Here is a 15030-nt window from a genome sequence, read left to right on the forward strand (position 1 = left end):
CATGATTATAGAAATGCAAATAATTATCGTTTGCGATGGTTTAAAAATACCTTTATAGTGCACAGCGAAATTTATTCGTTCTTCCTGTTTGAGGTTAAAAGATAATGTTTAAACAAACTACTATTTCGCTAAGTATTGCAGCTGCGGTCTTTACTGCGCCAAGTTCAGTTGCGGAGCAATTTGAGAAAGACAGCGAGGTTATCGTAGTATCAGGGTCGCGTATTGAGCAAAAGCTTGAGGATGTTGCTGGCTCTGTGAATGTTGTCACCGAACAAGAAATTGAACGTGAGTTAGCAGTGGACTTAAATAGTGCATTTAAGTATCAAACAGGGATCACAACTACGGGCTCAACAGGTGAAGCCCAAGCGCTCAATATTCGTGGTATTGGTGGAAATCGTGTTGTTTACGTCAAAGACGGACGCCGCTTGAATGATGCTTATTCTGGTGGTGGCGGCTTAATCATTGGTCGCGGTTACTTTGATGTTGATAACGTAAAGCAAATTGAAGTGGCAAAAGGTGCTGCATCATCTCTTTATGGCTCTGATGCTTTGGGTGGCATTATTGTTATATCGACAAAAAATCCGTCTGATTACCTAGCTAATGAAGATAGCTATGCTCAAGTTGGTATTGGCTATTACGGCGTTAACTCGGAAAAGAGCGCCACAGCAACATTTGCAAAGCAACTTAGTGATCTAAACGCCACATCGATTCAAGTGACGCGTCGGGATGGCGAAGAAACGCAAAATTATCAAGAAAATCTTCCAGGATTTGACTACACATCAAATGCGTTATTGCTAAAGTCGGAGTTTAAATTGACTGACAGCGAGCGTGTTTTGGCGACGCTTGATTACTTTGACCAAGACAGCGAGCAAGTAATCACGGCAAATAAGTATGAAACAAGAGATGATAACGAAAGCCTTTCTTTGTCATTAGAGTTTGATACTTCAACAGCGACAAGCTTTTACGATAACTTAAGTACACAAGTTTATTATACTGACTTTGAACAAATCAGTAATCAGACTCGTGCAAATGATGGAAGTCGCAGCCGTATTGGGCCTTACACGGATTACAACGACTATCGTTTCGAGCAGTCTATTCTTGGTGCACGCTTAGTATTAGATAAGCAGCTAGAGTTTGGTTCTGTGTCACATCAACTTGTTTATGGCTTTGATTATGATGGCTATGAAACATCAAGACCTCGTCTAAAAACCCGAATCGATGCACAAGGTAATAAAATACTTGATAATGAGGGACAAAAAACATTCCCTGGTGCAGACACCACCATGTTAGGTCTTTTTGTACAAGATAATATTGCTTTGTCTGATGCTGTTACATTGAACGCGGGTTTGCGCCTTGATAAGTACGATATGGATGCAAAACAAAGTGAGCTTTATGAAGGCACAGAGTTTGGAGATATCAGTGAAACTGCGCTATCGCCAAAGCTTGGCTTAGTATATGCAGTTTCAGATAACTTGAATGTAGTGGCGCAATACTCTCGTGGCTTTAAAATTCCACCTCATGATCTGGCCTATCAAAGCCATGGTGTTGAACCTATTTACCAGATTTTACCGAACCCTGATTTAGATCCAGAGACCAGTGACAGTATAGAGTTTGGTGTGAAAGGTGGTTTTGACTCAAAGCAGTTTTCTGTAACACTATTTAATACTAAGTTCGATGACTTTATAGGTAATAAGGTCGTTCGTGTTGAGCCTAGTCAAATACCTAACATGCCGCCTAAGACGTATTATCAGTACCACAATATTGGTGAGGTAGAGATTAAAGGGTTAGAAGCGAACTTTACCGTTTGGGTAAGTGATAACGTTTCTGTCGATACTGGTCTTACATATGTACAAGGCAAAGATAAAGAAACTAATGAGTATCTAAGTTCAATCAGTCCTCTAAACGGCTTTGTAAAGACACGCTATGAGATGGACAGCTGGTCAGTTACGGCTGCGTTTAAAGCGGCTAAGCGTATGACTAAGGTTCCAACAGATGACAGAATTAAAACTGGTGGTTGGGGAACAGTCGATCTCTATGCTGAGTATGATTTCGGTAACCTGCGACTCAATGCTGGTGTCTTTAATCTGTTAGATAAAGAATATATCCCTTATGAAAGTGTTGCAGGGCAAGCGGCTGATGCAAACCTAGAGCAATACACACAGCCAGGACGTAATTTTGCAATTAATGCTAAATATACCTTCTAGGCGGTAATGTCTCCCTGCGAGCAAGGCGAAATTCGCTTTGCTTGAGCATTTAAACGGGTGTTTTCAACAGCATCCGTTTCTTTATTTTGGCGGGTACGAAGCCAAATGACGATTGCATTTTAGGTCTAAACCGACCTAGCTATGTCAAGATTGAGAATTAAATCTAAAACATACTTGCATTGTTGAGAAAAACTCGTACAATTCCCCAGCTTCCCGTAGTGGGAAGTTATATCTTATTAATGAAAACAGTCAATCTATGTAGAGGACGGTATGGTAACTATTCGTTTGCAACGTGGCGGCGCTAAAAAGCGTCCATTCTATCAAATCGTGGTTGCGGATAGCCGTTTCTCGCGTGACGGTCGTTTCATCGAGAAAGTAGGTTTCTTTAACCCAATCGCTTCTGGTCAGGAAGAAAAAATTCGTCTAGATCTTGCTCGTGTTGATCACTGGGTAGGTCAGGGCGCATCTCTTTCAGATCGCGTAGCTAAGTTAGTTAAAGACGCTCGTAAAGCGGCTTAATAGGCGTAAGTGTAACCATGAGTCAAGATAACACCTCGACACTCGTTGTCGGCAAATTAGGTGCCCCTTACGGTATTAAGGGTTGGCTTAAGGTGCATTCATTTACTGATGATCCCCAAGGGATCTTCGATTTCAGCCCATGGTTGATAGGGCAACAAGGTAAATGGCAAGCTCTTGAAGTGAGCGACTGGCGTCGCCACAGCAAGGGTTTCATCGCTAAATTTGCGAACATTAACGACCGAGACGAAGCAATGGCTTATACCAATGCTGAAATCGCCGTTAATAGTGAGCAGCTTCCTGAATTACCTGAAGGGGAGTTTTATTGGCGAGACTTAATTGGTATGACGGTTGTAACCAATAAAGGTTATAACTTAGGTCATGTCGATGACCTTATGGAGACTGGCTCAAATGACGTTTTGGTTGTGAAAGCAAACAAAAAAGATGCATTTGGTCAGACTGAACGCTTAATTCCATTTTTGACAGACTCTGTCATTGTTGAAGTTAAGCATGAAGAACGTGAAATTACGGTTGATTGGGATCCAGCATTTTAATGAGTAAACAGCAAAAACTTTGGGTCGGCGTTGTATCGTTGTTCCCTGAAATGTTTGATGCAGTTACTCAGCAAGGTGTAACTGGTCGAGCTGTGAAAAACGGTTTGATTGAGTTCAATTGTTGGAATCCAAGAGAGTATGCGACTGACAAGCATCGTACTGTAGATGATCGCCCTTATGGCGGTGGTCCAGGTATGTTGATGATGGTAGAGCCGCTTGAAAAAGCCATTCTAGATGCAAAAGCTGCAGCTGGTGATGGTGCAAAAGTAATTTACATGTCTCCACAAGGGCGCAAACTAGACCAACAAGGCGCTGCTGAATTGGCAACGTCTGAGAAGTTGATTTTAGTTGCGGGTCGATATGAAGGTATAGATGAACGGATCATCGAGTCTCATGTAGACGAAGAGTGGTCCATTGGTGATTTTATTCTCAGTGGTGGCGAACTGCCCGCTATGACACTTATTGACGCAGTTGCGCGATTAGTGCCAGGTGTGCTTGGTCACAATCAGTCTGCTGAGCAGGATTCATTTTCGGATGGCCTGTTAGATTGCCCTCACTATACTCGGCCTGAAACATTGGATGGAAAGCAGGTCCCTGCTGTATTACTCAGTGGGAACCATAAAGAAATTGCAAAATGGCGCTTAAAGCAGTCATTAGGCAGGACTTGGCTACGCCGTCCGGACTTGTTGCGTAACCTAGCTCTGACTGAGGAGCAAGCAAGGCTTCTCGCTGAATTTCAGCAAGAACATGAAGCTTGTGGCTAGAAGACAGTTACTCCTAGGAATGTGAGAAATAAAATGGCAAAAGTAAACCAAAATATTATTAAAGCGCTTGAAGAAGAGCAGCTTAAAAAAGACGTACCAGTGTTCGGCGCTGGTGATACAGTAGTTGTACAGGTACGTGTAAAAGAAGGTAACAAAGAGCGTCTACAGGCCTTTGAAGGTGTTGTAATCGCTAAGCGCAACCGTGGCCTTCATTCATCTTTCACTGTTCGTAAGATCTCAAGCGGTGAAGGTGTTGAGCGTGTTTTCCAAACACACAGCCCAGTGGTTGATAGCGTTACAGTTAAGCGTCGTGGTGCGGTTCGTCGTGCTAAGCTTTACTACTTACGCGAGCGTTCTGGTAAATCTGCACGTATTAAAGAGAAACTTAACTAATACGCGCATACTACCTATGCTTAACAAACAGACCGCTTTATGCGGTCTGTTTGGTTTCAGGCTCTCACTTTTTCAATATTAGCCACCAAACTCACTTCAAAACACTTTCTTATTTTTTACTTAGTATAAAACTCCTGCGTTTGTACCCTACAATAGTATGAAGAAACAAATTGACGCTTTCTTAATAAAATTCGTCCTGTTAGACTGGGTGTAATTTATTATTTACTGGTGTAAATTAAGGTTTACGGTATGGGAATGAGAGAGAACTTAAGCCTAGATGAGCTGCGCATACAGATAGATCGTTGTGATAGTGAACTGGTGAGCTTACTTGCTGAGCGAAGAAGACTGACTGAACAGGTAGGTCAGATCAAACAACAAAAGGGCGCAGCGCTACATGCTCCAGATCGAGAGGCGGCGTTGATCGCTGCTCGCCGTCAACAGGCTGAAGAGAAGGGCGTTAACCCAGAGTTGGTAGAAGATATTTTGCGTCGCATGATGCGTGAAGCTTATGAAAACCAACAAAGTAAATTGGCATGTGCAGCGCCACAACTTTCACCTATTGTTATTGTCGGTGGTCAAGGGGCGATGGGCCAGCTGTTTGCAAAACAGTTTAAACGTTCAGGGTATGAGGTAAAAATACTCGACAAATCTCAGCAAACGGATGCCAGTTCAGTGTTAGCAGGCGCTAAACTCGTGCTCGTGAGTGTGCCGATAAACAGTTTAGATCAGGTAATAGCAGATTTGCCGCCATTAGATCCTGAATGCATTTTGGCAGATATTACCTCTGTTAAGCAAAGCCCTTTAAAAAGTTTACTCAATAAACACGCAGGCCCAGTGGTTGGATTACACCCGATGTTTGGACCGGATATTTCGCATTGGGTTAAGCAAACTGTAGTTGCTTGTCATGGCCGTGATGAAAATGCATGCAGTGGATTATTAAAACAGCTGCAAATATGGGGATGCCATATTGTGCCAATGGAAGCGAAAAAGCACGATCAAGCAATGCAGATTATTCAGGTTATGCGCCACTTAACAACGTTTGTCTATGGGCAGTTCTTAGCAAAACAGTGCCATACTCTGGAAGAGCTGCGCAGCTGCTCATCACCTATATATCAATTAGAACTAATGATGGTTGGCCGTTTGTTTGCGCAGTCTCCGGAATTGTATGCTGATATCATGTTAGCTCAGTTTGAAGATGTCGAAGGGCTACTTGCCAGCTATCAAGATACTTTTGCACAAACACTTCAGAGTTTAAAGCAAGGTGATAAGCAGGCCTTGATTGATGGCTTTGACAAAGCACAAACTTATTTCTCAGACAGTGCGCATACCTTCTTAGCGCAAAGCCGTGGGATTTTAAATAAAGCCAATGATGCTAAAGTGTTAGATGAGCTTGCTTCTTAAATTAAAAAAGCGCTAGGTACATAGCGCTTTTTCCACTGTTTTATTCTATTACCCGTTCACGAAAACCTACGGTTGACTATTAGATTGGGTCTACCGCTTTGAGCGACTCACTTTGATAGCAGCCGAGTATTCTTACCGTTTGCGTGTGCGCTTTAAGAGCTTCAAGTGCGTTTTGAACAACTGGATCAGCAATGTTTGCTTGAAGGTCAACATAAAATACCTCCTCCCAAGGGTTGCCTGGTACTGGGCGAGATTCAAGTTTTGTCATGTTGATACTGTTCTCTTTAAACACCATCAATGCATCTGCCAGTGAGCCCACATGCTGTTTGGTTGCCATAATAAGACTCGTTTTAGTGGGTATTTGAGTAGAGACTTGCAGTGGTTTTCTCGCAACAACAATAAAGCGGCTGTGATTTTCAGCTTGGTTAGCCAATTCACTTTTAATGACTTCTAAACCTTGGGCGCGACCAGACTGTGCAGAACCAATAGCGGCACTTTGTTCACATTCTGCGGCAAATTTTATGGCACTGGAGGTGGAATCACAGGTTTCATGAATGACATCCGCTAAGCTTTGTAAGAATCGACTGCATTGGGCAAATGGCTGAGGGTGAGCAAATATTTTTTTCACATCTTTAAGCTCAGTGCCAGGCTGTGCGAGCAGGCAATGCTCAACGCTGTGTGTCACCTCTCCAACGATAGACACTTGCGCGTGTTGCATTAGATCAAAGACTTCGTTGATACTACCGGAGCTGGTATTTTCAATTGGTAATATACCGAAGTCAGCTTTACCATGCTCAACAGAGGTGGTGATTTCTTCGAAAGATTGGCAACCAAGTTCGACGACTTTACCTGGGCGACGGCTAAAATACTTGTGGCATGCCAGCTGGCTATAAGAGCCCTGTCCACCGAGATAAGCTACGCGGTGGGTGTCATTGACTGCCTCTGGGTTTAAACTCTTTTGCAATAGTGCCTGCTGATTAAGAACCGAGTCTTCTAAGATAACTTGGAAAACGTTGTTGATGTAAAAAGGGTCAAGACCTAAAGATTTTCCGTAACTGATGAGCTTTTCAAGTAGTGCTAGCTCTCGTTCTTCATCTCGAATTGGCTTGTTGTTGTTTATTTTATACTCTAGTACTCCGTGGCTTATCCTTCTGCGTTTAGCCAGCAGCACTAATAGCTCAGAGTCTATTTCGTTAATCTCTGTTCTCAATGCATTTAAAGTATCTTGCGTCATGGTCCTCACTCCCATTTTGCCAAAAAAAAAGCCTCCCAGATGTTGGGAGGCTTAGCTATTCGTTTTCACGCGCAAACAGTTAAGCCTCTTCACCTAAAGAAGCTAAAAAAGAAAAAATAGCGGCGCGCAAAATAGTTCATAATCTGTTCGTTTTCATATTTACAGTGTTATCATTATTATTAACACAGATATTAAGGCAATTACAACAAGGTATTTTAAATTATACCAGAAATGCATTGGCTACGATTTGTGTGATCTGATATATTCAAGACAATATATGAAAAAAAACATAGCTAGGTAAAGAGTTTATCGTGGGCAATCGTCGTCCTCCTTCGCGTTTTGGTGCTAATTCTCTAAGTGTGAAATTATCAATTTTGATTTCCGCCGTATGCGTTATCGCGGGGGTATTTGCTGCTGCTTTGATGTTAAAGTCTGAAGAGAAGCACCTAATAGAGGCTGAATTTGTCCAACTGCATGATTTAAGCGAGCAAATGCTGCAACAGTTTGTGCAATACTTAGAGCTTAAAAAAAACTTGGCGCAGCAAACAAATGTCGTTGTGACAAAAAAGTTGCTCCCAGTTACCAATTCGCCCATTGATGTTGAAGTGCCAGTCAACGCCCTTGATGGTAAGGTACACAGTGTTGCAGCAAATGGCATGTCTGCTGCGTACATATTAAAAGAAACATTATCCGATACTGACAAAGTACTGTTCCAAAAATCGGAAACGCTATGGAATACGCTCTCTCCGATATTGCTGCAGGACTTTTTTAACTTTTATATTTACACCACTGAAGATTTTGTTCGCATCGCACCACCCAATTCTGTGCTATTGGATAGTGCACAGAATCGGCAAGCGAATATTCATGCGCAACCGCTTTTACGTGAAGAATTAAATCCTACTAGAGAGGCTGTCTGGTCTGATGTACATCATGATCCTGTTTGGAACAAATGGGTTGTGAGTATTTTGGTGCCACTTTATGAAGGTGATGAGTATAGAGGGTTTACAGGCAGCGATTTAGAGCTTGAAACATTACTGGCTCACCTGCCAAAGCCGACTTCAGATCAAAGTTATATTATTTTTGATAAACAGGGCCGAATTGTTTCTGCGCCTAATTTAATTGATGCCACAGATACATCTGAACTACAAACAAAAGATGCGTTACCACAAGCAATCCAACGAGTCATTGATACTGCGCTTAAAGTGAGGTTGCCAAGCTATCAAGATGAATTCATTCATGATAAGGCTGGTCACATAGCTAATGTAATGCACCTTGGTGAGTTAGATTGGTACGTCGGCATGTATAAACGCAGAGATACTGCTTTATATGCGCTTGAAGAGCTAAAAGTGAAGTTCTTTGGTTTATTTGTTTTATATGCCGCCTTTGTTGCTATGTTGCTACATCAAGTAATTTATCACTTGATTTTGAAGCGAATAAACCAGCTCGTTAAGGTGTTGATTAGCTTTGGTCGCGGCCAGTGGGACCACCCTAAGCTCACTGATAGTGATGATGAGATTGGGCTCCTTAATGCGTCATTCAACGACATGAGTGATGACATTAAAAAATTAGTAAATGGGTTAAACCAACGTATTAGTGAGAAGGAAATTGCTGAAAAAGCGGCAAATCGTCTCTCTAAAGCCGTGGCTTTTTCTGGAACAGGCGTGGTAATAACCAATGAGCGTTTTAAAATCGAATATGTCAATCCAAAAATGGTGGAGATGACAGGGTTTCCTGAGTCTCACTTTTTGGACTCGCCATTGCTTGGTATCATTTCTAATGAAATGGCGATTTTAATCGACGACATTGACTTTGATTTGAAGAGTCGAAATTACTGGCGCGGTGATACGCTGTTGCAAAGCAGTGATAATGAGCAAATTTGGGTGAGTTTGAGTATTTCTCCAATTCGAGAGAATGGGGGACGTATTTCAAGCTATGTTGCGTCTGCGCAAGACATCTCTTTTGTCAAAGAAAGCCAAAGAAAAATGGAGGAATTGGCTTATTTTGATACATTGACTGGACTCGCTAATCGTACTTTTTTCCGTATGCAATTGCGAAAGTCTATGGCGCTGGCGTCTCGGGGGCATTATGCATTTGCGTTGTTTTATTTCGACTTGGATGAATTTAAACGCATTAACGATACACTGGGTCATGATGCTGGAGATAGACTGTTAGTAGAAGTTGCAGACAGATTGAAGCAACGCCTCAGAGCGGAAGATACCATTGCCCGTTTAGGCGGTGACGAGTTTGCTGTTTTGCTCAGTGGAATAAGCACCCGAGATAATGCCATGGACGTTGCTCACACTATTCAAAAGACGTTAGGGCAGCCAATATTACTGGGTAATAATGAGGTGATAGTCAGTGCGAGCATCGGTATTACGCTTGCACCATTTGATAGCCAAGAAGAAGAGCAGCTGTTGAAACATGCAGATTTGGCCATGTATGAAGCCAAAGCCAAAGGACGAAATACATTCCATTTCTACTCACAGGAATTGAATGCAGCAGCAAATGAACGCCTTCATATAGAAAACGAGCTTCGACAAGCTATAAAAAGTCAGCAATTCTCGCTGCAATACCAGCCTCAAATTGACAGCCGAACAGGGAAAATAGTGGGCTATGAAGCGCTGATCAGATGGAATCACCCAACTGAAGGCAATATTCCACCAACGAAATTTATCCCTATTGCTGAGGCAACAGGTTTGATTGTTGAAATTGGCACATGGGTGTTAAAAGAGGCGTGTCGCTTTTCTGCGGTGCTCAAGTCCAAAGGCTGCACAGCAGATATTTCAATCAACCTGTCTGCTCGACAGTTTAAAGATTCAAACTTAATAGAGACCATTTCTCAAACTTTAAGCGAAGTGGGCCTTGCACCGTCAATGCTGCACCTAGAGCTAACAGAAAGTATGCTTATGGGTGATGTCGAAGCGGCAATTGAGCAATTGAAAGAAATGAAAAAGCTAGGTGTCTCCTTGTCTATTGATGATTTTGGGACGGGTTATTCCTCGCTGAGTTATTTAAAACGCTTCCCTGTTGATGTTCTTAAAGTAGATAGGTCATTTGTGAAGGATATACCACAAGATACGAACGATATGGAAATCACTGCGGCTATCATTGCGATGGCGCAGAAGCTCAGTATGAAAGTCGTTGCCGAAGGTGTGGAAACTGCTGATCAGGTCGCTTTTTTACAGCGTAACAATTGCCACATTGTGCAAGGCTACTACTATAGCGCGCCACTGACAGAGCAGGGGGTGTTTGCGCAAAACCCCGATATAATGAAGGTAGCAGGGAATTAACCCCCTGCTATTTTTACTTTAAAACCTTGTGCAACCAATAAGCCTTTAAGCTTTTCTCTGTCGTCACCCTGAATTTCAATAATGCCTTCTTTGACGGCACCACCTTGTCCCATCTTACTTTTTAATGATTTAGCTAGCTTTTTTAAATCATGTTCGCTTGGGTCTATGCCGACGACTAACATAACACCTTTACCCTTTCGCCCTTTGGTTTGACGCTCGATACGAATATGACCATCTTTAAACAGCTTAACGTCTTGTTGTAGCTGCTCGTCTTCTGGTTTAATTCGTCCCAGCTCGGTAGAATATACTAAACGACCATCTGACATTGCTTTCTCCAAACTAGTTATCTTATTTTGGATACTAACAAAAAGTGTTTTGTGTCGTTATATTTTTTTGGCGAAATTACGTAATACGATTATATTTAAAACATAAAGATGGATAACAAAACCAAATTTAGAGTAGGAGCTTGCAATGAGCCTGAGCAAAAATGCTTCAGCTGACGGAAAGACCTTAACAATTCAGATTAAAGGGAAGTTTGACTTTAATTTAGTGCAATCATTTCGCCAAGCATATGCCGAAGTGAACGATGAAACTGAGAAAGTCGTTGTTGATTTGCGAGACACAGACTACATGGACAGTTCAGCATTGGGCATGTTGTTAAATATGAAAAAAACGCTCGGTGATTCAGTTGGTAGTATTCAAATCAGCAATTGCCGACCCCAGTTAAAAAAGATATTGCAAATCTCGAGATTCGATAAAAAGTTTGAAATAGATTAGCAGAGCTTAATTTAGCATGCTTATTTTAGTGGTTGATGATCAACCCCTCAACTGTAGACTGCTCACAGCTATGCTTGAGCAGCAGCATTATGATGTTTTGGTAGCGAATAACGGTCAAGAGGCTTTGACTTTGTTACATCAACATGAAGTTGATATTGTGCTATTGGATGTCATGATGCCAGTGATGAATGGTTTTGAGACTGCGCCAAAAATAAAAGAATACGCAGGAGATGTGTATTTACCTATCATTTTTATTACCGCACTTGAAGATCATGCTAGCTTCGAAAAATGCCTAAGAGTCGGCGGAGACGACTTCATTCACAAGCCTTTCGATAGGATCATTCTTTCCGCCAAAATTAGAGCGCATGCGCGCACCAGAAAACTCAGTAAAGAAGCGCACGAGCAGAAAAAGTTACTAGAGTATCACTACAATCAGACCGAACGTGAACATGAAATCGTAGAGCACATTTTTCGCAATGCGCTATCAGGGCAAGAAAAATTTGATAGTCTGTGTGATTTTCACCTTTCTCCCGCATCTATGTTCAACGGAGATATGTTCCTTATGGCGAAAAGCCCAATTGGCGGGTTTTACTGTTTATTAGGGGATTTTACTGGTCATGGGTTAGCTGCTGCTGTCGGTGCTTTGCCAGCCTCACGTATTTTTTACACTATGGTGCAAAAAGGGATGGCAGTGGGTGACATTGCCACAGAGTTAAACAGCTCATTATATACCTTATTACCCGGCCATATGTTTTGTGCAGCTGCAATTATTGAGCTCAGTAGTTCAGGTAAAAATATCTCAGCTTGGCTTGGCGGGTTACCCGATGTTTACCTAGTCAATGAACAAGGTCGTGTTTTAAAAACGGTTGAATCTCAGCATATGGCGTTAGGGATACTCGACGATGATGAATTCGAGAGGACCATACTACACTTTGAAGTGGAGAAGGGCACTCGACTCGTTATGGCAACTGACGGCATTATTGAGAGTGAAGGGCCTGATGGAGAGATGTTTGGAGAAGGGCGTTTTATAGATACGTTGCAAAGTACGCCCGAAATCACCACACAAGAAGTCATTGATAAAGTGCGTAACTATGCGCAGCATGCGGAGCAACAAGATGATTTGAGCATTGCGATTATCAATTGTTTGCCGGCGGAGTTAGAGCATTCAGGTGAAACGCATTACTCATCACTGCCTTTTGAGATTGCTGTCTCCTTAGACGCTGAGCAAATGAAAGTGACTGATCCTGTTTTGGAAGTGGTTAATGTGCTTAGTAATGTTGAAGGGGTGGATGCACACCGTTCGAACATCTTTTTGCTACTGTCAGAGGCATATAATAACTCACTGGATCACGGGGTTTTGGGGATCAGTTCAGAGTTAAAAAATCAAGAAGATGGATTTTTAGAGTACTACACACAGCGTGCTGATGCGCTGTCTAAGCTCACCGAAGCGTTTATTGAAATTGCGGCCTCTTATAGCCCCGAAAAACGGTCAATCACTTTTGATATCAAAGATTCAGGTAGAGGTTTTTCTCAGCCTGACTTGCCAAGCGATAGTACATTATCTAATGAGCATGGAAGGGGGGTTCAGCTACTCTCAGAAATTGCTGATAGTGTCAGTTACAATCGAATTGGAAATGAAGTTAAATTGGTCTATTCGTTGGATTAAGCAGGTCCACCTATCTATTTATTAGAATTGAAATTTTTTTACGATATCCCCTTTCTTTTAACTCCCAATGATAAAAAACATGCTTGTGCCTATAGGCAAAGGCGCGTTTGCGTGTTAAATTGCGTTTAGATATATAGATGTTTGGATGGCTAAATGATTTCTGCATACTTAGATAAAACACAAACTTCCCTTGACCATACACTTGTTCAATCACAGCTTGATGCACTGGATGCTTATTTAGTGTCACATAAAGCTCAAACGATCTGGTCTTATCAAATACCAGAACTTGGTGAGGGGGGAAGTTGTAGTTTATTTGGTCACTTACAAGAAGCGCCATTTGAGTTGGAAACGATCATAGCGCGAACGCAAGAAAATGACGTTTTATTGTCTAAGCTTCAAACAATCGTCGAGTTTGTGACTAACAAAACTGGTGTCGAGTGGTTCGGTATTTATCAGTCAAGACAAGTTGACGGTGATCAACAATTGCTTAAACTCGCGTACAATGGTGCACCTAGCCGCCCATTATTTCCTATCAATGAGCAGTTTGCAGCAACATCAAATAATATTCAGACAGTACTTTCTGAAAAGTCTCGCATTATCAATAATATTCCTGAATATATTGCGCAGGGTGGCGAGTATTATACCTGTGACCCAAAAGTACAAGCGGAGGTTTGCATACCGCTGTTAAATGACAAGCTCGATTGTATCGGGATCATTGATGCAGAGGCTTTTAGTAAAGACTTTTTTACTGCTGACAATTTATCTGTACTTGTCGCGGCTTGCATGAAAATAACGCATTACCTTCCCAAGTAACAAGTCTCGTGTTCTTGTTAAATTGTGGTAGTATTATGGCAACTATAACCCCCACAATTGTTACGTAATATCGAGTTAAATACTTAGATAAATAGAGGCGAGCTTGCAAAAGTGTGAGCGATTTTTCGTCTCTTTTGATTTTTGTGCGTATCAGTTTTAATAGGAATAAAATACACATGTTTTCAGAACTAAAACCATTACCAACAGATCCTATTTTGGGCCTAATGGCAGCTTATAAGCAAGACGATAACCCTAACAAGATCGATTTAGGTGTTGGTGTATATAAAGATGAGCAGGGTGCTACACCAGTTTTAAAAGCGGTTAAAAAAGCAGAAGCATTTCGTTTAGAAAACGAAACAACAAAATCGTATATTGGATTAGCAGGTAATTTAGATTTCTGTACAAAAATGGAACAATTGCTGTTAAGCGATAGCCATACAACATTACTTGCCAATCGCGTTCGTACGGCTCAAACGCCAGGTGGTACAGGTTCATTGCGTGTTGCAGCTGAGTTCATCAAGCGTTGCAACAAAGATGCGACAGTATGGGTGACTACACCAACATGGGCAAACCACATTAGCTTGTTTGAAGCGGCTGGCTTAACGGTAAAAGAGTATCCGTACTACGATTATGAAAACAAAGGCCTGCTTTTTGACGAGATGATTGACACGCTTAAGCAAGTACCAAAAGGTGATGTTGTTTTAGTGCACGCCTGCTGTCATAACCCAAGTGGTATGGATTTAAATGCAGAGCAATGGCAAATTTTTGCAGATCTTGCTAAAGAAGTAGGCTTCACGCCACTAGTCGATATTGCATATCAGGGCTTCGGCACTAGCTTAGATGAAGATGCAAACGGTCTTCGTTTATTAGCTCAGACAGTAGAAGAAATGATTATCTGTTCTTCTTGCTCTAAAAACTTTGGCCTGTATCGCGAGCGAATTGGTGCATGTTCGATCATTTCAAAAGATGCGGCGAATGCGGATGTTGCAAACTCAGTATTGTTAAGCGTTGTTCGTAGCATTTATTCAATGCCGCCAGCACACGGTGCTGATATTGTAAATACGATTTTATCGAGCGATGAATTAACACAGCAATGGCATCAAGAGCTGGCTGAAATGCGTGACAGAATTAATGGCCTTCGCAGTTTGGTTAAAGACAGCCTTGAGCAAAGAAATACAGGACATGACTTCTCATTCATTGAGCGTCAGCACGGTATGTTCTCTTTCTTAGGGATTAATAAAGCGCAAATCGATCGTCTTCGTGAAGAGTATTCAATTTACATTGTGGGTTCTAGCCGTGTAAATGTTGCTGGTATTAGCCACAGTAATATTGATTACTTTGCAGATGCTGTAGCGTCAGTATTGAAGTAATCTAACAAGATATTTCAAGTATATTAAAACGCCGAGCTATATTGATAG

Annotated in this window: 13 protein-coding genes; 11 read left to right on the forward strand and 2 right to left on the reverse strand. The window is 41.8% G+C overall.

Annotated features, from left to right (window positions below):
* Nucleotides 1–104: 104 nt before the first annotated feature.
* The 6 genes from N477_RS04150 to tyrA all read left to right on the forward strand — a co-directional run bounded on the left by N477_RS04150 (nucleotide 105) and on the right by tyrA (nucleotide 5832).
* The gene (locus tag N477_RS04150) at nucleotides 105–2204 is read left to right on the forward strand and encodes a TonB-dependent hemoglobin/transferrin/lactoferrin family receptor (RefSeq protein WP_063360229.1); all 2100 of its coding nucleotides are present in this window, start codon (nucleotides 105–107) and stop codon (nucleotides 2202–2204) included.
* Nucleotides 2205–2474: 270 nt separating this feature from the next.
* Nucleotides 2475–2723 carry a 30S ribosomal protein S16 gene (gene rpsP, locus N477_RS04155; protein ID WP_023398624.1) on the forward strand — a complete coding sequence of 83 codons (249 nt, stop codon included), beginning with the start codon at nucleotides 2475–2477 and terminating at the stop codon, nucleotides 2721–2723.
* Nucleotides 2724–2740: 17 nt separating this feature from the next.
* Nucleotides 2741–3274, forward strand: coding sequence for a ribosome maturation factor RimM (gene rimM / locus N477_RS04160; RefSeq protein ID WP_063360228.1), 534 nt, complete (start codon nucleotides 2741–2743; stop codon nucleotides 3272–3274).
* Complete coding sequence (trmD, locus tag N477_RS04165) at nucleotides 3274–4038, forward strand: tRNA (guanosine(37)-N1)-methyltransferase TrmD (protein WP_063360227.1); 765 nt, start codon at nucleotides 3274–3276, stop codon at nucleotides 4036–4038. The genes rimM and trmD overlap by 1 nt, the downstream gene beginning before the upstream one ends.
* Before the next feature lie 33 nt (nucleotides 4039–4071).
* The gene (rplS, locus tag N477_RS04170; RefSeq protein WP_039608679.1) at nucleotides 4072–4431 is read left to right on the forward strand and encodes a 50S ribosomal protein L19; all 360 of its coding nucleotides are present in this window, start codon (nucleotides 4072–4074) and stop codon (nucleotides 4429–4431) included.
* Between the two features lie 255 nt (nucleotides 4432–4686).
* The gene (tyrA, locus tag N477_RS04175) at nucleotides 4687–5832 is read left to right on the forward strand and encodes a bifunctional chorismate mutase/prephenate dehydrogenase (protein ID WP_063360314.1); all 1146 of its coding nucleotides are present in this window, start codon (nucleotides 4687–4689) and stop codon (nucleotides 5830–5832) included.
* Nucleotides 5833–5911: 79 nt separating this feature from the next.
* Here tyrA and N477_RS04180 read toward each other — a convergent pair whose 3' ends face one another.
* Complete coding sequence (locus N477_RS04180) at nucleotides 5912–7066, reverse strand: chorismate mutase (RefSeq protein ID WP_063360226.1); 1155 nt, start codon at nucleotides 7064–7066, stop codon at nucleotides 5912–5914.
* Nucleotides 7067–7377: 311 nt separating this feature from the next.
* Between N477_RS04180 and N477_RS04185 the strand changes: the two genes are divergently transcribed.
* Nucleotides 7378–10356, forward strand: coding sequence for an EAL domain-containing protein (locus N477_RS04185; protein ID WP_063360225.1), 2979 nt, complete (start codon nucleotides 7378–7380; stop codon nucleotides 10354–10356).
* On the opposite strand, the gene yciH is transcribed toward N477_RS04185, so the two are convergent.
* The gene (gene yciH, locus N477_RS04190; protein ID WP_063360224.1) at nucleotides 10353–10682 is read right to left on the reverse strand and encodes a stress response translation initiation inhibitor YciH; all 330 of its coding nucleotides are present in this window, start codon (nucleotides 10680–10682) and stop codon (nucleotides 10353–10355) included. The genes N477_RS04185 and yciH overlap by 4 nt on opposite strands.
* A gap of 145 nt (nucleotides 10683–10827) precedes the next feature.
* On the opposite strand from yciH, the gene N477_RS04195 reads away from it, so the two are divergent.
* The 4 genes from N477_RS04195 (at nucleotide 10828) to N477_RS04210 (ending at nucleotide 14982) form a co-directional block, all read left to right on the forward strand.
* Entirely contained in the window at nucleotides 10828–11133 is a 306-nt protein-coding gene (locus N477_RS04195) for an STAS domain-containing protein (RefSeq protein WP_039608683.1), read from the forward strand.
* Between the two features lie 16 nt (nucleotides 11134–11149).
* A complete protein-coding gene (locus tag N477_RS04200; RefSeq protein ID WP_063360223.1) occupies nucleotides 11150–12799 on the forward strand; it encodes a SpoIIE family protein phosphatase in 1650 nt (549 codons plus the stop codon).
* A gap of 153 nt (nucleotides 12800–12952) precedes the next feature.
* On the forward strand, nucleotides 12953–13612 hold the full coding sequence (locus tag N477_RS04205; protein ID WP_063360222.1) for a GAF domain-containing protein: 660 nt from the start codon (nucleotides 12953–12955) through the stop codon (nucleotides 13610–13612).
* A gap of 176 nt (nucleotides 13613–13788) precedes the next feature.
* On the forward strand, nucleotides 13789–14982 hold the full coding sequence (locus N477_RS04210) for an amino acid aminotransferase (RefSeq protein ID WP_063360221.1): 1194 nt from the start codon (nucleotides 13789–13791) through the stop codon (nucleotides 14980–14982).
* The last annotated feature ends 48 nt before the right edge of the window (nucleotides 14983–15030 follow it).

This window comes from Pseudoalteromonas luteoviolacea H33-S, assembly GCF_001625695.1.
Classification (GTDB): domain Bacteria; phylum Pseudomonadota; class Gammaproteobacteria; order Enterobacterales; family Alteromonadaceae; genus Pseudoalteromonas; species Pseudoalteromonas luteoviolacea_B.